The following is a 19,639-nucleotide window of genomic DNA, read 5'->3' as shown; positions in this document are numbered from 1 at the left end:
GGATTTGGGTAGAAATTCGATCCATCTGCATCGTTTGATGTGGGGTTGGGCGAAGCATTCGCGTTGGGATTTGGGTAAAACTCCGATACATCCGGGCGCGAATGCTTCGCCCCTACGGATTCCCCGACGGATTCCCCTACGGATTCCCCTACGGATTCCCCGACGGATTCCCCTACGGATTCCCCGACGGATTCCCCGACGAATTCCCCGACGAATTCCCCGACGGATGGGAATGAAACTTGACGATGAACAACGTTTGTATCAATTCTAATCAAACCTGGTAAATCCTTCAATTCTATCGCATCAATGGCATTATTCAACAGATGGATAAACACCTGATGCAACTGACTGGCATAACCCCTCAAAAATGGCAATTGACTATAGTTTTTGATCACCTGAATCTCTGCCTTTTTTCCTTGGGACTTGAGCCGATGCTGGATCAAAAATAATGTCGAATCAATTGTTTCATTAATATCAACAGTCTTTTGATCCAGTTCATCCAATGTCGAAAAATTCCGCAGCGCTTGCAGAGATAGCGTCACATCCATCAGACGTTCGGCGCCCATCTGAATGGAATTAAACATTTTTTGCCAATCTTGGGCAATAAACTCTAAATCAATCCGCTCCCGTAACTGCTGAATCTCTGACGTCGGATCAGGATAAGCTTGCTGATAAAGTTGCAGCAGGTTTAATATATCGTGGAAATAAGACCGACCAAGGACAATATTACCACAAATCCAGGTAATCGGATTATTGAATTCCTGGATTAATGCCGTCGCCATGCGCCCTACGCTGGATAACTTCTCGGATTGAATGAGTTGAAATTGGGTCGTTTTTAACTCCGTTAACGCCTGTTCTAGGTCGCATTTGGCTTTCTCTAACTGCGTCGAACTGCTGATGTCTTGAAAAACCAATACTGTCCCAATCAAATTATCGGTTTTATCGCGAATTGGCGTTACACTCCCGCCAATGGGAATCCTTATATTTTGCCGAGAAATCAATACACTATGACTGGGGATAGCCGCAGTAAACTTGTTTTGTATCGCTAAGTTGAGCGGTAGGTTAACCGATTGTCTTTCCTGTGCATCAACGACTTGAAAAACCTCCGTTAATTCCCGTTCTATTGCCTCAGAAAACTGCCACCCTGTCAACATCTGCGCCACTCCGTTGAGAAAGCGGATACGACATTGATCATCAATAAAAATTACCCCATCCCCCATTTCTCGCAAAATGGCGGTGAGGAGTTGCTCTCTAGCATAGCGATGTAAGGCAATATCAATGGCAATAAATAATTCCCGTTCTTTAATTGGCTTTAAAATATAGCCAAAGGGACAAGATACTTTGACTCGTTCCAACGTACTCGGATCAGAATGTCCGGTAACATAAATAATTGGAATGGACAAACGCTCCCAAATAAGCTGTGCCGCTTCAATTCCATCCATGTCTCCCTGGAGGTGAATATCCATCAACACCAAATCAGGACACAGTGCTGTCGCCATGTCCACCGCCTTCTCTCCCGATGTCGCGATCGCGCCGACACAATACCCAAAGGTTTCTAGCTGTTCTTTCAGGTTTGTCGCAATAATTATCTCATCTTCAACCACAAGTATTTTAGTCAGTCTTTGAGAAATTGTTCTGGATATTTTTTTCATGATAAATAACTGACAAGGGGGACAGGGAACAGCACAAGTATATCCTTACAGTTTGCGGTAAAAAAGAACAAAATTAAAGCCTGGGATGACTAAATCGATAGTTTTGGAAACGGTAACGTAACCGTAAATGTAGTACCAACCCCCAAAGAACTCTCAACCGATATAGTTCCCCCATGTAAATCAACTGCCTTCTTCACAATTGCTAATCCCATACCCGATCCTCGGACAGTCCCAGCATTGCTGGCTCGCCGGAATGCATTAAAGATATGGGGTTGATCGGCTAAAGGAATGCCAATTCCTGTATCTTTTACCTCAACAATCAGTCGGTCATCTTCACAGGTGAGAGTTAGATAAACAGGACTCTGTTCGGGAGAATATTTCAGGGCGTTTGTGAGTAAATTTCTCACAATCAGTTGTAGAATTTTTTTGTCCAGATAAGCGGTTTGACCTTTACCGCAACTGAGCCATTTAATTTCTGACCGATTACTCGCAATCAGGCTGTATTCTTCAATAATCTGTTGACAGAAGAGTTTTAAATCCAAAGGCGCTGGATCAAGGATAAGTTGACCCGCCTCAGCTTGCCCAAAGGTTAACACATCTTCCAGCAATCCCACCATATATTTAACCGCCTGTTTAATTCGCTGGCAATTCAGCCGATTTTTCTCAAATTGCCCCGATGAATCATTGGCTTCAATCAGGAAGGTTGAGGCTTGAATAATTGAGAGGGGTGTGCGATATTCATGGGAAACGGTGTGAATAAATTGCCGTTGGAACTGGTTGAGTTGTTGTTCCCTGGCTAACTGTTGGCGCAGTGCGGCTTCGGCTTGCTTGCGATCGCTAATATCTTGGAACACCAATACCGCCCCCGCTAGGTTCCCCTGGTTATCCCGAATGGGCGCAGCGCTGTCTGCGATGGGTAGGGGTGTACCATTTTTGGTAATCAGGAGAATATCATCGGTGAGATAAACGATTCTATCCTGTTCTAACGCCAGAGTAACGGGGTTATTGACAGGGTGCTGGGTTTGTGTATCAATAAGGTTAAACACCTCTGTCAAATCCCGATTTTTGGCATCAGCAAATTCCCATCCGGTTAGGGATTCCGCCACCCGATTTAGAAACTGAATCCGACAATCTTGATCCACCAAAATTACCCCATCCCCAATTCCCCGCAACACCGCACTCAAAAATTGCTCGCGTTCATAGCGCTGTAAGGCAATTTCAATCGCAACCGATAATTGCTGTTCATTCACGGGTTTTAGAATATAACCAAAGGGCGCCGTTACCTTTGCCCGTTCTAAGGTAATTTTATCTGAATGTCCAGTTAAATAAATCACCGGAATTTGCAACTCATCCCAAATTTGTTGCGCCGCAGAAATTCCATCCATGTCCCCCTGTAACCAGATATCCATTAATACTAAATCGGGATACAGTTCCCTGGCTTTAGTCACGGCTTTTTCCCCAGAGGCGGCGATTCCCACTACTATGTAACCTAAAGATTCTAAATTTTCCTTCAGGTTGAGAGCAATAATTCTCTCATCTTCCACAACCAAAATTTGAGTCATCGTTGCTGTGTCAGTTTCAGATAAACATTCTTCACTGATCATGATCATGATCCACCTCCATCCCCTGAGATTGTAAAGTTGGTACAAAAATTGTGAACTTTGTCCCGTCGCGATCGCTGGTAACCTCAATCTCGCCCTGGAGTCGATGTACCAGCTTTTTCACCACAGTTAGCCCCAAACCCGTTCCCCCCGGTTTCCAGGGATAGGGACTGGGAATGCGATAGAATGGGTCAAAGATTTTCGCCCGTTCCTCTGGGGGAATTTCCACGCCAGAATTACTCACCTGAATCTCGACAGTAAATTGAGAGTTGAGTGTTGAGGTAATTCCCCTATCTGACTCTAGAAGGGCGGGTTTAGTTAAGTTATCAGTTTGTCGCCATAGGTTATCTGTAAAACCCGCCCCTACATCCCCTGCTCCCCAGACGCGCCATGGCGCGTCTCTACATTCCCCTCGCACCGTTACCGCAATTTCCTCCCCGGCTGGCGTATCTCTGAATGCATTATTTAGCAATTCTGTCAAGATCCGGGTCAGACTCGACAACTCTGAAACCAGGGGTGGCAAATCTGGAGCAATATCAACAGAAAAACGTTGCTGCTGAAACGTCGCCCAGGCTTGAAACGGCGCAACATGCTCATAAATCCAGTCTGGGAATCGAATTGAGGTTAGCTCTAGAGGATAAGCCTGAGCGTCAATCCTTTGCATATCCAGCAAATCATTAACTAGCTTGAGTCTCGGGTTACACTGCTGTTGCAAAATCGCCCAGTAACGAGCCATTGTTGTCGAATCAGCACGGATTTGTGAACTTAATAAACTCTGTTGATCCAAAATGGTTTCCAGCATCCGAACCGCCAACTTAATCGTGGATAAAGGCGTTGACAATTCTTCAGATATAGTACCTAAACCGTCCTTTTGGAACTGATCTAGACATTGCAGTTCCACCAGGTCATACTCTAATTGTCGGGCGCGTTCCATGGCTTGATTCTGTTCCTGGGCTAAGCGCTGTTGCGTCGCATCTCGAAACACCAAAACCGCACCCGCGATCGCACCGTCGTTATTTTTAATCGGAGCAATGCTATCCGCAATTGGGATCGCCTTTCCCTGCTTTGGGATCAACAAAATCCGCTCTTCCAGATAAATGATGGTGTCTTTTTCCAGTACCCCTTTAATCAAATCACCAACAGGCTGCTGGGTTTGTTCATCGATAATATTAAATACTTCAGTTAATTCCCGATCCCTGGCGTCAGCTAATTGCCAACCGGTTAACGATTCCGCCTGATGATTGAGAAACTGAACTCGACAGTCTTTATCCGTAACAATCACCCCATCTCCAATCCCCTTGAGGATGGCGCTGAGTAATTGCTCTCGTTCATATCGCTGTAATGCGGTTTCAATGGCTACGTAAAGGGCTTGTTCTTTGACGGGTTTGAGGATATAACCAAAGGGAGCGGTTATTTTTGCCCGTTCTACAGTACTCTGATCTGAATGTCCGGTAACATAAATCGTGGGAATTTTCAGGCGTTCCCAAATTTGCTGCGCCGCTTCAATTCCATCGATATTACCTTTAAGCCAAATATCCATCAAAACTAAATCGGGATGGAACTCTGTGGCTTTGTCAATCGCCTTTTCTCCCGACGCCGCGATCGCGGGGACTTTATATCCCAGAGATTCTAAACTTTCTTTGAGATTAATCGCGATAATTCTCTCATCTTCAACCACGAGAATTTTCATCGCTTCCTTTAATCTAGGGGTGGGGGGGTGTCTACTAAACATAATTGAGTTCTCCTTTTTTTTCGTTTTTATCTGATTTATTTTCTAGTTTTAACTTGACTCGCAAAAATGATTTTAAATTCAGTCCCCGAATCACAGTTGAGTTCCAAGGTTCCATCGAGCTGCTCAACTAATCCCCAAACCAGTGTCAATCCTAAGGAGGTTGTTGTTTCAATATCAAAGGATTTGGGTATCCCCACACCATTATCACGCACAATCAGAGTGATCCGGTGATCACAATTGCGCTGAAATGCAATATTAATTTCTCCTTGACGATTCTCTGGAAATGCATATTTGAGGGAATTAGAAACCAATTCATTCAAGATTAAACCACAGGGAATCGCCGTATCAATAGCCAGAGCAATATCCTCAACCTGATAGGCAATACGAACTTGACTGGAACTGATGTTATAAGAATCAAACAGATGGGTAATTAAATCTGGAACATATTGGGCAAAATCAATCTGGGCTAAATTCTCTGAGCGATATAATTTTTCATGAACCAAGGCAATAGAAGCAATGCGATTTTGACTATCCTGCAACACCAACGCCACCTCTTGATCCTGAGTCCGCCGCGACTGCATTTGTAGCAAGCTACTGACAATTTGCAAATTATTCTTAACCCGGTGATGAATTTCCTTGAGCAAGACTTCTTTTTCTTTCAGGGAGGCTTTTAGTTGTTCTTTAGCTTGTTTTTGCACGGTGATATCTTGTTGAACGGCGACAAGTACGGTGCCATAATCAGGATGATCAAATCGTGATGTTGTGGCTTGACACCAGAAAGGTGTGCCATCTTTCTTAACATTATGGACTTGGTAGGTATATTCACCCTTTTGCATCACGTTATGGCTAATAATCCTTTTCACCTCTTCCGCACTGATTTCATCATCGTCGTAATTGAGAATAGATACCGATTTTCCTATGAGTTCACCTTTGTCATACCCAAGCATCTGCTCAAACTTGGGATTCGCATAAACGATCTGCCCCTCATTCACACTAACCAAACAAATGCCTTCTGCCATATTTTTAGTGATCACAGCCTGGAGATTTAGCTCTTTTTCCGCTTCCTTGCGGTTGGTGATATCAGTAACCCGGACTAAATTTAAGGCACTATCAGTTACCTGGATTCGCTTCACCGCTAAGTTTCCCCAGAAGCATCTGCCTTTTTTGGTGATATATTCAACTTCTTTACTCCAAACCCCGTACTGATTAATGGCTTGATTAATGCTGTTTAACTCTTCTAGGGTGAATCGGTATTTTTGGAGAGTATGCCCTTCAATATTAATCAGTTCAGCTTCGTTCGCGGCTTCAAATAAATTAACGGCAGGTTGATTACAGTCGATGGTTAATCCGGTTTCTGGATTTACTAAAAATAGAGCATCGGTTGATTCATTAAAAATCGCTTCTTTCAATTCTCGGCTGCGACTCAGGGCTAATTCCGTTTGTTTGCGATCGCTGATATCCACGCAATAACCCACAACCTCAATCGGGTTGCCCATTTCATCCTGAATCAGTTTCCCTTCATCGCATAGCCAATGATACGTGCCATCACCATGGAGGAAACGGTATTCAAAGGAGTAATTTCCCTGTGCTAATTTTTGGGGTAATGTCTGGAGAATTGAGTTAAGATCCTCAGGATGAATATGATTTAACCATAAATGAGACCCGTTCAAAAATTCCTGTGCAGTGTAACCCAAAACATTGGCGACATTTTCACTAATGTATGTCAGCTTGTAATTCGGATGAGGCTGGGTGCTAAAAATCACCGCAGGGCTGGAGGTGAGGAGATATTGTAGGTGTTGCTGATGTTGACGTAATCTGTCTTCAGTGGATTTGCGATCGCCTGTACTATCACCAAATTCCTGAATCACTGTAAATTCTTCACCCCTGAGCGCCTGCAACTTCGCCTCAGCCTGCTGTAAGCGATCGCGCAGATCCCGTATTTCTTGTTGGAGTTTTGCTTTGACTCGCTGGTTCATATTCCTCCCAAACTGATTGAGACTTTGACTCTTCAAGTTTGAGTTTTAATCGTTATTATAAAAGAAGAATTTCTTTGATAATAATCATGAATTTATTAATTCAATTTAGCAAATTCCTTAATCAGATCGGGGGGAAATTAATAAATATTAATTTGCTTGATGATCAAAGATTATAAAATCAAAAAAGTTATTTATTTTAACCTTAAAAGGTGAAAAAATCGTGAATGAATTGCGCCGAATTAAGGTACCATCAAGGTAACAAACCCCACAGCCCACACCTCAAAGCCGACACCCCGTCTCTTTTTTAGCTTTATTGTCACCCCTTGAGCAGTGTACAATCTGGCTATATTGGACTTATAAGCTGGGAGTGCCTTGTGTATTATTTTCAGGAACCGCCTTATTTATTGTTAGTGATGGGTTTACTGGCTGGGATTACCTGTGGTGCAGCCTTTGAAGCCACGCTGAAACAAAAGGTGCAGGAATGGGCAAAGAACCGTTCCTCACGCAGTCTGGCTCAAATGCAAGGATTCCCCTTACTCATCCCATTCCTGGGAATTTCCGCCGGAATTTGCGTATTTCTGGCGGCTGGGCTAGAAATTTTTAGCTTTCCCACATTCTTGGCTTACACCATCTCCCTACCCCTAACTCTATTCATTGGTTGGTTAGTGTGGTATCAGTTGGGTAAACTTTTAGCACAGCTAGACCGAGGCGGCTCAAAAGCCATAGACCTCGACGCCTGGGAGTAACATCGAGTCAGATAAAATTTGTCATTTGTCATTTGTCCTTTGTCATTGGTAAGGCTTTGAGAGGGGTTGACCCTTTTGTTCCCTGGAGCCTTCTGCAATAACATCTTTCCGATGAGGGAAGTCAAAATGCATCCGGCGTATCACGCTTAATGACAGGTATAACTGGGAGGGTGAGGTGCGCCAACTGTTAATTCAAGTGCCACGAGGACAAGGAGATAAGGTTCTCGATATGGCTAAAGCTCATCAGGGGATGAATCTGGCTCGGTTTGAAGCGTCTGATACTGAGGGACAGCTAGATTTTGTAATCGCCTATGTTCCCAATCGTCAGGTAGAGGGCTTTCTGGAAGCCTTAGATACGCTCCCTGACTTACATGTTACGTTAGTGCCTCGGGGGATGATGCCCCTACAACCTCCTTCGTCAGAAGCCCCTGAACAAGTGAAGGAGGTGCAGTTACGCAGCCCCCTAGAGATATTTTTAGCCGGGTTGCAGAGTATTGGCTCTTGGAGGGGATTTCTGGGGTATGCAGCTTGTGCAGGTGTGGTGGTTTGGATTGGTTTATTTACCAATACCATTTATCTACTCACAGCCGCGATGCTGATTGCACCCTTTGCCGGACCTGCAATGAATACCGCGATCGCAACGGCACGAGGAGATTTATACTTACTTAAGCGCAGTATCATCCGCTATGGTGCAGGGATTAGCGTGACTGTAGTTGTGGCAGGGGTTTTGAGTTTAATTATGCAACAGGAAGCACCAACCACGCTGATGATGGCGAGTTTTAAAGTATCTTCAGTTACCATCCTCTTACCCTTAATTGCCGGAACAGCGGGTGCATTGAATCTGGTGCAATCTGAACGCAGTAGTCTGGTTTCCGGAGCCGCCATTGGTGTGTTAGTCGCCGCATCCTTAGCCCCAGCCGCCGGATTAGTGGGAATGGCAGCCGCGATCGCACGGTGGGATATGGTGGTTAATAGTCTGTTCCTACTTGTACTTCAGTTGGGCGGGATTAATCTTTCTGGCGCCATCGTCTTCCGTCTGGTTGGGCTTTCCGCCAAGGGCGCTCGGTATAACCGGGGAAAGCGGTGGCTGTTTCCAGTGGTGTTGGGGATTGTGGCGATTATACTGACTCTTTTGTTAACCGGGCAACTTTGGCAGGAACCCTATTTACAGCGAACGACGCTAGAACAGCGTACTGCAACTGAGATTCAGCAGGTGGTACAGGAGAGTGATTTGGCACAACTGGTGCAGTCGAATGTGCAGTTTACTCCGACTAAACTCCAGGATAAAAATACGCTACTGACAGTCGTTTATGTCCAGCGTAACCCGGAGGTAACTGCCTCTACGGAAGCGATTCAGATGCAGTTAACCCAAGCGATTCAAACTCATTTACTACAACAGGAGTTTAATGCCACACCCTTAGTGCAGGTGAATGTGTTGGAATTGCCAGAGGTTCCAGGACAATAGGGGAATGGATGTACAACTATTATTCGCGATCGCACAATCTTCGGTATTAAACTCATCAATAACCACGCTGCTTTCGTTAATCTTCGCCATACTCCTAGCGCTTGTTCATCTATTGGGTGAAAAAATGCGCTTTCTTGATGCGATTCCTCGCAGTCAGTGGTTATCATTTGCCGGGGGAGCATCGGTGGCGTATGTTTTTGTGCATTTGTTGCCAGAACTTAATCAGGGACAACGAACCATTGAGCAGACAGAAGGATTTGCTCTCGCATTTTTGGAAAACCATGTTTATTTAGTTGCGCTTTTGGGATTAACAGTATTCTATGGCTTAGAACATCTGGTTAAACTGTATCGGCAAAATCAGCACAAGCTTGGGAATCTACTCTCTCAAGGGATCTTTTGGTTACACATTGGTTCGTTTTCCCTTTATAATCTTTTAATTGGGTACCTACTCATTCATCGCGAGGAACCGGGATTAGAGAGTCTCTTATTCTTTTTTATCGCCATGGCATTGCACTTTTTTGTTAATGACTACGGATTACGGGAGCATCACCAAGACGCTTATCACCGCATCGGGCGCTGGGTTTTAGCTGGTGCAATTTTGTGCGGTTGGACGATTGGACAAGCCACGGAAATATCTCAAGCCGCCCTAGCCGTACTGTTTGCCTTTCTAGGTGGGGGAATTATTCTGAATGTGATTAAAGAAGAACTACCAGAAGAACGGCAAAGTCGCTTTTGGGCATTTGCTTTGGGGGCAATTGTCTATGCTGGGTTGCTCATTTTGGGTTAGATTTTTGGGCTATTCAGGACAAATAGTCGCGTCTTGAAGTATCGATGGCTAATCAAGCACTTTCTTCAGATTTTCCATATTTTGCGTAGACCTGTTGAGGGGTGGCTGGCATTACGTTATAGTATTCTTCGCTACCGTTGCTCTTGCCAGTAGGAGCTTGATATCCACAGACAAACTCCGCTGTGCCGTCACTGAAGATATAAGCCCCACTATAGTAGCCCTCTTGGTTAGGACTTCCAAAGGTTTCTTTGACAATTTTGGTTTTGTTGCTCATCGAAAATCTCCTGCTACTACTGCCTATCATCTTAAAAGTTTGAAAATTACTGTTGTCCCACAGGGAGGGACAACAGCGTGACTGCTCTCTAGGTGTAAATAATCTAGGTTTGACACTCCTCAGCCTAAAGGCGTGAGGATTCTTCTTTCATCGAACACTCTTACTATGAAATAGTCGCCTATTTCATACCAGAGGAGCATCTCTCCAGAAGCGTTTTGCTCCATTACAGAAGCTAGTTTCGATATGCCCTATCGTACTATTGAAAACAAGAAAGAATGTGTTTTGGGCGTGCTTGTTGCTTAGACTTTTTACCTGTACAAGCCTTTCTGTACAGAACCCTCTAAGCCTAGTTTTCAAGGTGCGATGCCTCTCGGCTCTGGGTTTTTATAGAGGTTTAATACCCTTTCCTCTAAGTGAATTTTAACACAAAGTCGTCCTTTAAGGACGAGGCTTTAGACCCAATTTTTCGGTAAATACGGCAAAAATGCCATTGCCAGCCTCCCTATCTAATCCCTTAAATGTTCCTGATGACTCATTCTCATCATAAAGCCTTTTATCTTATTTAACATTAAGTTTAATGTCAAGTCAATACAACTATACTTAAAGTATGATTCATTCAGCTTTAAAAAATGCCCGCCAAGTCAAGTAAGCCGCTCTCAGGGCTGACTCACCTGGAAAAGGGTTGCAGCCGACAGGATGGAGCTAAAACTCTGAAGCAATTAATAATTAAGAAGCCTACTTGCCCTTGTTGCTCAGATACCTTACTCTGTCATATACGTTTAGGAGGACTTTACTGGCGATGTAGCTACTGTGATCAGGAAATGCCAATCTAGAAACCAGCGTCGGAAGAGAATTCTCAAGTGCTAATAGTACACCCAACCGTAAGAGCGCAAGGATAGTGCCCTGACATAAGTAACTCATTCTGGATTATCTAAACTGGTATAATATTTCTATCCTTTATAGTTGATAAATGACCCTTAGACCAAAACTTTTCTCTTTCTTTTCTGGAATTGGATTTCTTGATTTAGGCTTTGAAGCCAGTGGTTTTGATATCGTATATGTGAATGAAATTAATCCCTCCTATGTAGAAGCTTACCGTTACTCTAGACAAGTTCTGAATCTGCCATTACCCGAATACGGATGCCATTATGCCGAAGATGGAGATGTTGAGCAACTGATAGAAGGTGAACAAGCCTTAAATCTCTGGTATTTAATCCAGGATGCTCGCAAATCTAGAGACATTATTGGTTTCATTGGTGGTCCTCCCTGTCCCGACTTCTCAGTTGGGGGGAAAAACCGAGGGAAAGACGGTGATAATGGTAAACTTTCGGCTGCTTATGTTAAATTAATTTGCCAATATCAACCGGATTTCTTTCTCTTCGAGAATGTTAAAGGATTGTGGACAACTAAAAAACACCGTCTTTTTTTTGAACAGCTTAAAGATCAGCTAAATCGAGCTGGCTATCTATTAACAGAGCGTCTAATTAACGCGATAGAATACGGCGTTCCTCAAGATAGGGAGAGGATTATCCTACTCGGATTTCATCGAAGTTTAGTCAAAGATATAGGACTATCGCCAACTGCCCAATTTATGCCTGAAGGCGTTTTTCCCTGGATGACTTCTATTGTATATCCTAAGCCAAGGGTTTTCGCTTGTCCTTGGGCTGCAACTGATCCCTTTCAGGAAAATTCACACCGCCCTTGCTCTAATGATATTATTCAGGAACTAACAGTTGAATATTGGTTTCGGAAAAACGATGTACTTAACCATCCCAATGCTAAACATCATTTTAAACCGAGAGCGGGACTCAAGCGATTTCTTTCGGTGGCGGAGGGAGATGATTCCCGAAAGTCTTACAAACGTCTTCACCGATGGCGTTATTCCCCGACAGCTTGTTACGGAAATAACGAAGTTCACTTACATCCTTATAAAGCGCGTCGTTTATCTGTTGCGGAAACGCTGGCTATACAATCGTTACCGAAAAACTTTGTCCTTCCCGATGACATGTCACTGACAAATATGTTTAAAACAATTGGTAATGGGGTTCCTTACTTAGCATCTAAGGCTATTGCTCACAGTATTCTGGATTTTTTATCCACAAGGGAATTGGATGACAATCAGCCAACGCCAAAGCAATTAGAGTTATCGTTAGGATAGCAATTTCGCTAGAATCAATATCTGATGATCCGATCGCGAATCTTTTTGTGAATCTCTATAGATGCATGATTAAAATTATTTGAGAATTATCTACCGCCTCCTCCCCTAAACAATGCCAGATCATCCCAACACCAGTCAAAATAGCTTACAACTGTCCCTAACTGCCTTCAGAGAGCAGGAATTGCAACGCCTGCGGAACAGCTTACGCCAGGGACAACAACCGATGGCAGATTGGCAGGGGGGAACTCTGGCGGTGTCGGCGGTACCGGGTGCAGGGAAGTCTACGGGAATGGCAGTCGCCGCAGCAATTGCGATCGCGCGATATCAACTCCATGGTAAACGACAATTGGTCGTGGTCACGTTTACGCGATCGGCGGCGGCTTCAATTAAGGCTTCGATTAAAGCTAAAATTCGTAAGGATCTCAAGCCCCTACGCTTACCCCAAAATAGTTTTGTGGTGTATACTCTTCATGGGTTAGCCCTAAATATTGCCAACCGCCATCCTGATTTATCAGGGATTAATTTAGATACGCTGACGGTTGTCACCCCCAATCAAACCCACCGCTTAATTCGTGCTTGTGTGGAACAGTGGATTGCTGCCAATCCGCGTCGCTATTCTATTTTGTTGGAAGGGATAACGTTTGATGGGGAAGAGACGGAACGATTGCGGCGACAATCGGTATTGCGAACCGAAGTGTTACCGTCTTTGGCATATACGGTAATTCACGAAGCCAAAAGTTCGGGATTATTACCGGAAGACTTATGGGGAATCAGTCAACAAACCAATGACCCTTATGGCATTTTAGCGATCGCGGCGGGATTATACGAGCAATATCAACGAGTGACGCGATCGCGAGACTTTATTGATTATGATGATATGATTCTAGCAGCGTTGCGAGTGCTAGAAGATAACACCGTGCGTCAACTCTGGCAGCAGCAATTTTTTGCCGTATTTGAAGACGAGGCACAGGATTCGAGTCCTTTGCAATATCACTTACTACAAACTCTAGCCGCTGATCCGACTAATCCTTACACACCCCTCAATTTAATCCGGGTGGGTGACCCAAATCAAGCGATTAACTCCACCTTTACTCCCGCAGACCCAATATATTTTAATCGCTTTTGTACCGAATGTCAGGAGCAGCAGCGCCTTGCTACCATGGATCAAGCGGGTCGCAGTACACCCATTATTATTGATGCCGCTAATTTTATCTTAAATTGGGTAAATCAAACTTATACTCAAAAAGAGGATGAATCCACTCGTCCCTTTCGTCCCCAAACCATCCATCCCGTACCCCCTAATGACCCACAAACCGACGCCAATCCTCAGCCAGAGGGACGAGGGTTAGAAATTTATACCCCCAGTGATATTTATCAAACCGTAGAACTTTTGGGACAACGGGTTATAGACTTATTCACCCGCAACCCCAAACATAACGCGGCGGTATTAGTGCGGGAAAATCGCCAAGGAAACTTTATCGCCCAGAAACTCGACTATCTCAAACGCCAGCATGGGATTGAGGTGTATGATGTACAGGGGAGCGATCGCCACTCTCACATTCCCGTTGAAATACTGGCATTATTGCAATTTATTGACCGTCCCCATTCTCCCGATTACCTAAAAGCGGCATTAGAAGTTCTCGTTAAACGCCAACTCATTCCCACCCAAGACTTAAACGCCCTCGCCACCTATCCCGAACAATTCCTCTATCCAGGACCCCTTGACCCCACTCAATCCCCTGGAGTGCGTCAAGCCGCCAGATACTGTCGCAGTCTATTACGAGCGCGTCTAGAATTACCCCATTACCAGCTTATTTCCTTTTTAGCCCTCACCTTACAGTACGACCAATCCGAACTCGCCACAGCTGATAAACTCGCCGAACGAGTCGTCAAACAAACCTACAGCAGCAGCGCCATGTCTGCTACCTTAGCCGCTTTGAGTGAAATTGTCTCCTCGGAACGGTTTGAACCCGTAGAAACCGAAGACGCCGACTCTCGCTATTTACGTCAACGTCAACTCACCATTATCACCATGCATAAAGCCAAGGGATTGGATTGGGACTATGTATTTCTCCCCTTTCTCCACGAAGACACCATTCCCGGTAATCCTTGGGTACCCACGGCGGCACAGTTTTTAGGGGATTTTACCCTAGCGGAAGTCGCGCGGGCGCAAATTCGGGCAAATTTGCATGATTTCCCCCTACCCACAGCCATGGAAGCCTGGGAGAAAGCGGGACAGCTTAAAACCGCAGAAGAATATCGTCTATTATACGTAGCAATGACCCGGGCAAAGCGATTGTTATGGATGTCGGCGGCGCACAAAGGACCCTTTCGCTGGAATACATTTAGTGGTCAAGCCTCGGATAACTTGCAGATGAAAAAACCTTGTCCTGTGTTACCCGTATTGAGTCGTCGCTTCCCGGAGTCAGTTCGTTCGTCGTAGGGGTTTGGTTACCAAACCCCTATTTGGTTACCAAACCCCTATTTGGTTACTGCGTGGTGAGGATGTCAAATGGGCAACTCAATCACAAACTCTGTTCCTTCCCCTAGTGTAGAACTAAAATTTAGGGAACCTTTATGCTTTTCGACCACAATCTGACGCGCAATAGACAAGCCTAAACCAGTTCCTTTACCCACGGGTTTGGTGGTAAAAAAGTTATCAAATATGCAGTCTTTTACCTGAGTTGACATACCTATACCATTATCGCTAATCCGAATAATCACGACTTCTTTATCTTCTGGAATGTAGGTGTCAATTTTAATGTGAGGCAGATAGTCTTGATTCAATTCCTCCAACTTTTTTACCTGTAATTCATCTAATGCATCAATAGCATTAGCGATGATATTCATAAAAACTTGATTCAGTTGCCCAGGATAACAGTCGATAGGCGGTAAATTGCCGTAGTTTTTAATCACCTTAAGGGCTGAACGTTTATCATTTGCCTTAATTCGGTGTTTTAAAATCAACAGCGTACTCTCAATTCCATCATGGACGTTGAAATTTACCTTATGATGAGCATCCAAGCGAGAAAATGTTCGCAAAGAGTTGCTAAGCTGAAAAAGACGGTCAACCCCCTGTTTCATTGAAGATAGAATATTGGGCAGATCCTCAATCAGATAATCTAGTTCAATATCCTGACTTTTTTGCTCAATTTCAGTGCCGGAATGGGGAAACTTTTCTTGATACAGACGCAGCAGAGAAATCAGATCTTGAGTATAGTCCTTGGCACAACTGAGATTTCCATTAATAAACCCCACAGGATTGTTAATTTCATGGGCAACGGCGGCTACTAATTGACCCAGTGTTGCCATTTTCTCAATCTGTACAAGCTGAACTTGGGCTTGTTGTAAGTCCTCTAGGGTTTGTTTTAATTGAGCCGTTCGTGCATCGACTCGTTGCTCCAAATCCTGGGTGAGTTGGCGAATCGTCAGTTGATGATCCACACGCGCCAAAACTTCTTCAAATTGAAAGGGTTTAGTAATATAGTCAGCCCCTCCCAAGGTAAAGGCTTTGACTTTATCAAAGATTTCATCTAAGGCGCTAATAAAAATGATCGGAATATCACGAGTAACGGGCGAAGCTTTCAGGGCTGAGCAAACATCATAGCCATTCATATCGGGCATTAAAATGTCCAACAAAATCAGATCAGGTGCTACCGCTTTTGCCGCCGTTAATGCCATGGCACCGTTAACTGTACTGCGAACTTCATACCCATACCTTGTCAGTGCGGCTTCCAAAAGACGTAAGCTATCGGGTGTATCATCAACAATTAAAATAATTCCTTTTGATGTCTTTGGCTGATAACTGTTCATAAGCAAGTCTGACTGCCAAGGGGGAGCAGGGGTTGTAGAGACGTGCCATGGCACGTCTGGGAGCAGAAATTAAATTAGAGTTTATCCAAGCTGTATTGTATTGTGGTCTGTCCCGTCTCTACAATGTCAGAAAAACGGGAGGTGTTGATCACGAGATAGCCTTTTGCGCTATATCCATAATGACATCACAACGAAAGTTATTAACTAAATCGGTTAATGCCTTCGTGAGTAACGTCTGTTCTGGAGGTATTTGTTCGATAAGCTGAACAATCTGTTTACTATTAAGCTGGATGGCGGCTTGGTGCAACTGAGTAATCCAATTCGTCGGCATCACCCTGAAATCCTCAGAGGTTAATACCGATGTATCGACATCGGATGAGGGTGGGGCAGAATCGTCATAACAATAACGGATACCTAAGTGTTGTGCCATTTTCTCTAAAATCGCCTCAGTGCGGAAGGGCTTGGCGACAAAATCATCACAACCTGCTGCTAAAATAGCCGTTCGTTCTTCATCAAAAGCGCTAGCGGTTAAGGCAATAATCACGGTTGTCTTTCCCTGAGGATGAGATTTAATCATTTTAGTGGTTTCATACCCATCCATCACAGGCATTCGCATATCTAACCAAATCAGATGAGGTTGCCAATGTTCCCAGCGAGCAACAGCAACTTGACCATTCTCGGCTTCTTGCACGTCTAATCCTAAGGATTCCAGAAACTTGACCAGGGGTTTGCGATTTGCCCATTGATCCTCAACCACTAAAATGCGATAGTTGGGTTGGTTGGGTGCGATACCAATCACCTGCCGACTTAAGGGTTGACTAGGAATCTGATCTTGGGGAACGATGCCGATGGGTATATCAAATTTTACCAATGTACCTTGACCAGGAGTGCTGTTAATGGTAATTTCTCCACCCATCAATTGCACAAACCGACGACTAATGGCTAAACCTAAACCCGTTCCCGAGTGCGATTGCTGACCCGTATTGGTTTGCACAAAGGCTTGAAACAGGGTAGCAAGTTCATCAGCACGAATGCCCACCCCGGTATCTTCGACTTCAAAAAACAGACAGGATTGAGCATTGATATTCGTTGGTGGGGTCATCGTATCGGATATCCCTTGCACACGCAAGATCACCTTACCTTGTGACGTAAATTTAACCGCATTACCCACTAAGTTAATCAAAATCTGCCGCAATTTCCCCTCATCTGCAATCCCATAGCGAGGCACATTGGCAGTTCGCTCAACCATAAGCTGTAACCCTTTCGATAGGGCTTTCAGGCGCAACATTTCCGCAATAGAATCAACCAAACTGTAGAGATCAAAGCTACTTTGTGACAGGGAAATCCTACCCGCCTCAATTTTGGACATATTCAGGACATTATTGATCAAATCCAGCAAATGTTCACCCGAACGGGTAATAATGCCCAAATAATCCTGCTGATTTTGATTGAGAGAAGCATCCCTTGCCATGAGTTGGGTAAAGCCCAGGATGGCATTGAGGGGAGTACGCAGTTCATGACTCATATTTGCCAAGAACTCGCTTTTGCCACGGTTAGCCGCTTCTGCTGCATCTAAAGCCTGTTGTAGGGCGGCTTCCGTTTGCTTGCGCTGTTGGATATCCTCAACCACGCCAATAATGTAATTGGGGGTATCCATCCAGGTTCGCACCAGGGATACAGCAAGATTCACCCATTGCCATTGACCATCTTTACGGATAAAGCGTTTTTCTCTAGAATAAGTGGAACGTTGACCTGCCAATAATTGAGTTAAATCATTGAGTTCTGCGGCTCGGTCATCAGGATGAGTAATGGCGGGGAAACTAAGCTGTAATAATTCCGACTCCTCGTATCCTACCAAGTCACAAAATCGTTGATTGACCCGAATTAACTCTCCCGATGGTGTCCCCAGGGCAATTCCCACGGCGGCTTGTTCAAAAATTGCCCGGAAGCGTTCTTCACTTTCCCGTAATGCGGCTTCCGCCCGTTGACGTTCGGTGACATCACGTAAGCAAATCTCAAAAACGGATTCACCTTCCCATTCGGTTTCAACTACACTCATTTCAGCAAAAGTGAGTTTTCCATCGGCGCGAACAATTCCCAATTCTGTGGTTTGATGTATACCAATAGGCAGTCCAAAGTTATAGTTGAGTAATTCCTCCACATCCTGATTTAAGAGGTTGGCGGCGGCTGGGTTGGTGAAACGAACTTGACCTTGGCTATCGACAATCATAATCCCGTCGGAGGTACTGGAGATGATCGCATTGAGTCGAGCTTCACTGTGGCGCAGTCGTTGTTCGGTTAATTTACAATCGGTAATATCCCGTCCCACCGCCTGGAATTCCAGTAATCGACCTTGAGCGTCAAAGATAGCGCGATCGCTCCATTGTTGCCAGCGAATCTCACCACTCTCTAGAATGACACGGTGTTCGACTGTACCTACAGGGTTATCTGGAGTCAACCGGGCGATAAAGGCTTCTAGCAGGGGTTTATCTTCTGGGTGGATCAGGGGGAAAAAGCGGTATCCAATGAGTTCTTCTGGTGTTTTACTAAAATAGCGACAATAGACTTCGTTAACAAAGGTGAGTCTGCCATCAGCGCTGTAACGACAAGTTAGTTCGCTTTGATCTTCAATAATGGCACGATAGCGGGATTCAGTGTGGTGTAACTGCTGCTTTTGCTGTTTTACAGTGTTCTCCAGAGTGCGTGAATACTGTTCGAGGTGTTCGTATGCTTGAGCATTCTGTAGTGCAGATGCAGCCTGGATGCACAGGAGTGGGACAATCGCCACGCGATCGCCCGTAAATGCGTCTCTGGTTTGATTATTTTCTAGGTAAAGAATACCAATTTTCTGGTCACCCACTGTTAACGGCGCACATAATACACTCAATTGGGGAAGTGTTGAGTGTTGAGTGTTGAGTTTTGACCCTTCGTTAGGATCGAGGGTATGGTTTTGAGGGTTCAGTGCGATCGTTGACCATCGTGTAACGTCTGTCGTATCATCACAGACGACTAAAATGTCGGGATGATGCCAAACATATTCAACCAGCGTCAGGGAAATCTCTGGGCTGGATTTGATGGGAGTCAGGGGCAAAATGATTGGGTTTGTACCCCTTACCCCCCTAGCCGCTATGACTAAATGCTCCGGCTTTTGCAAAATCAGGGTAACGCTTTGAGCATCTGTCATCTCAAAGGCTATCTGGATTAAGGTTGAGAGCAATGGCTGTAGTCGAATTTCTCTAGAGATGGCTTGAGACAAATCAATAACCGTCGCCATCGATAGACTATCTGAATTATCAATGAAACAAGAGACCAATGTTCTAGGGTTGAATGTTTTAACATCAAAACGGATGAACGGCAAGCAACTTAGCCCGCTCATCAGATGGTTATTTCTGAAGAAAAATGAATTTGACTTGACTTTTTCCGTTTACTGCTTTA

12 protein-coding genes are annotated in these 19,639 nt (G+C 44.6%); 5 read left to right on the top strand and 7 right to left on the bottom strand.

Features of this window, described 5'->3' with window-relative positions; translation table 11 throughout:
- The 4 genes from ACLGGO_RS17130 to ACLGGO_RS17115 form a co-directional block, all read right to left on the bottom strand.
- Nucleotides 1–1,652 (bottom strand): response regulator (locus ACLGGO_RS17130; RefSeq protein WP_446420207.1); only part of this gene is annotated, 1,652 nt, incomplete at its 3' end.
- Nucleotides 1,653–1,741: 89 nt separating this feature from the next.
- Nucleotides 1,742–3,262, bottom strand: coding sequence for an ATP-binding protein (locus ACLGGO_RS17125; protein WP_446420206.1), 1,521 nt, complete (start codon nt 3,260–3,262; stop codon nt 1,742–1,744).
- Complete coding sequence (locus tag ACLGGO_RS17120) at nt 3,246–4,985, bottom strand: response regulator (protein ID WP_446420205.1); 1,740 nt, start codon at nt 4,983–4,985, stop codon at nt 3,246–3,248. The genes ACLGGO_RS17125 and ACLGGO_RS17120 overlap by 17 nt, the downstream gene beginning before the upstream one ends.
- Before the next feature lie 35 nt (nt 4,986–5,020).
- Nucleotides 5,021–6,961, bottom strand: a complete 1,941-nt coding sequence (locus ACLGGO_RS17115) for a PAS domain S-box protein (protein WP_446420204.1) — start codon at nt 6,959–6,961, stop codon at nt 5,021–5,023.
- Nucleotides 6,962–7,335: 374 nt separating this feature from the next.
- On the opposite strand from ACLGGO_RS17115, the gene ACLGGO_RS17110 reads away from it, so the two are divergent.
- The 3 genes from ACLGGO_RS17110 (at nt 7,336) to ACLGGO_RS17100 (ending at nt 9,959) form a co-directional block, all read left to right on the top strand.
- Nucleotides 7,336–7,707, top strand: coding sequence for a hypothetical protein (locus tag ACLGGO_RS17110; RefSeq protein ID WP_446360249.1), 372 nt, complete (start codon nt 7,336–7,338; stop codon nt 7,705–7,707).
- A gap of 175 nt (nt 7,708–7,882) precedes the next feature.
- On the top strand, nt 7,883–9,172 hold the full coding sequence (locus ACLGGO_RS17105) for a DUF389 domain-containing protein (protein ID WP_446420203.1): 1,290 nt from the start codon (nt 7,883–7,885) through the stop codon (nt 9,170–9,172).
- Nucleotides 9,173–9,176: 4 nt separating this feature from the next.
- A complete protein-coding gene (locus ACLGGO_RS17100; protein WP_446420202.1) occupies nt 9,177–9,959 on the top strand; it encodes a hypothetical protein in 783 nt (260 codons plus the stop codon).
- A 52-nt stretch (nt 9,960–10,011) separates the two neighbouring features.
- Here ACLGGO_RS17100 and ACLGGO_RS17095 read toward each other — a convergent pair whose 3' ends face one another.
- Nucleotides 10,012–10,233 carry a hypothetical protein gene (locus tag ACLGGO_RS17095; protein ID WP_446335345.1) on the bottom strand — a complete coding sequence of 74 codons (222 nt, stop codon included), beginning with the start codon at nt 10,231–10,233 and terminating at the stop codon, nt 10,012–10,014.
- Nucleotides 10,234–11,203: 970 nt separating this feature from the next.
- Between ACLGGO_RS17095 and ACLGGO_RS17090 the strand changes: the two genes are divergently transcribed.
- A complete protein-coding gene (locus ACLGGO_RS17090; RefSeq protein ID WP_446420201.1) occupies nt 11,204–12,391 on the top strand; it encodes a DNA cytosine methyltransferase in 1,188 nt (395 codons plus the stop codon).
- Nucleotides 12,392–12,503: 112 nt separating this feature from the next.
- Entirely contained in the window at nt 12,504–14,834 is a 2,331-nt protein-coding gene (locus tag ACLGGO_RS17085) for an ATP-dependent helicase (RefSeq protein ID WP_446420200.1), read from the top strand.
- A 65-nt stretch (nt 14,835–14,899) separates the two neighbouring features.
- Here the strand turns inward: ACLGGO_RS17085 and ACLGGO_RS17080 are convergent, their stop codons facing one another.
- On the bottom strand, nt 14,900–16,204 hold the full coding sequence (locus ACLGGO_RS17080) for a sensor histidine kinase (protein ID WP_446420199.1): 1,305 nt from the start codon (nt 16,202–16,204) through the stop codon (nt 14,900–14,902).
- A 148-nt stretch (nt 16,205–16,352) separates the two neighbouring features.
- Nucleotides 16,353–19,478 (bottom strand): PAS domain S-box protein, encoded by a 3,126-nt coding sequence (locus ACLGGO_RS17075; RefSeq protein ID WP_446420198.1) that lies wholly within the window; start codon nt 19,476–19,478, stop codon nt 16,353–16,355.
- Nucleotides 19,479–19,639 lie beyond the last annotated feature (161 nt).

The sequence above is a fragment of the Coleofasciculus sp. genome, from assembly GCF_046565525.1.
In the GTDB taxonomy this organism is placed as follows: domain Bacteria; phylum Cyanobacteriota; class Cyanobacteriia; order Cyanobacteriales; family Coleofasciculaceae; genus Coleofasciculus.
The sequence above is the reverse complement of the archived record's forward strand: the minus strand, read 5'-3'. Positions and strand labels throughout refer to the sequence as shown.

Excerpts from the sequence above, each read along its gene's own strand:
- ACLGGO_RS17075 (WP_446420198.1), bottom strand. The coding sequence starts at position 19,478 with ATGGCGACGGTTATTGATTTGTCTCAAGCCATCTCTAGAGAAATTCGA.
- ACLGGO_RS17120 (WP_446420205.1), bottom strand. The coding sequence starts at position 4,985 with ATGTTTAGTAGACACCCCCCCACCCCTAGATTAAAGGAAGCGATGAAA.
- ACLGGO_RS17090 (WP_446420201.1), top strand. The coding sequence starts at position 11,204 with ATGACCCTTAGACCAAAACTTTTCTCTTTCTTTTCTGGAATTGGATTT.
- ACLGGO_RS17115 (WP_446420204.1), bottom strand. The coding sequence starts at position 6,961 with ATGAACCAGCGAGTCAAAGCAAAACTCCAACAAGAAATACGGGATCTG.
- ACLGGO_RS17095 (WP_446335345.1), bottom strand. The coding sequence starts at position 10,233 with ATGAGCAACAAAACCAAAATTGTCAAAGAAACCTTTGGAAGTCCTAAC.
- ACLGGO_RS17125 (WP_446420206.1), bottom strand. The coding sequence starts at position 3,262 with ATGATCATGATCAGTGAAGAATGTTTATCTGAAACTGACACAGCAACG.
- ACLGGO_RS17080 (WP_446420199.1), bottom strand. The coding sequence starts at position 16,204 with ATGAACAGTTATCAGCCAAAGACATCAAAAGGAATTATTTTAATTGTT.
- ACLGGO_RS17100 (WP_446420202.1), top strand. The coding sequence starts at position 9,177 with ATGGATGTACAACTATTATTCGCGATCGCACAATCTTCGGTATTAAAC.
- ACLGGO_RS17085 (WP_446420200.1), top strand. The coding sequence starts at position 12,504 with ATGCCAGATCATCCCAACACCAGTCAAAATAGCTTACAACTGTCCCTA.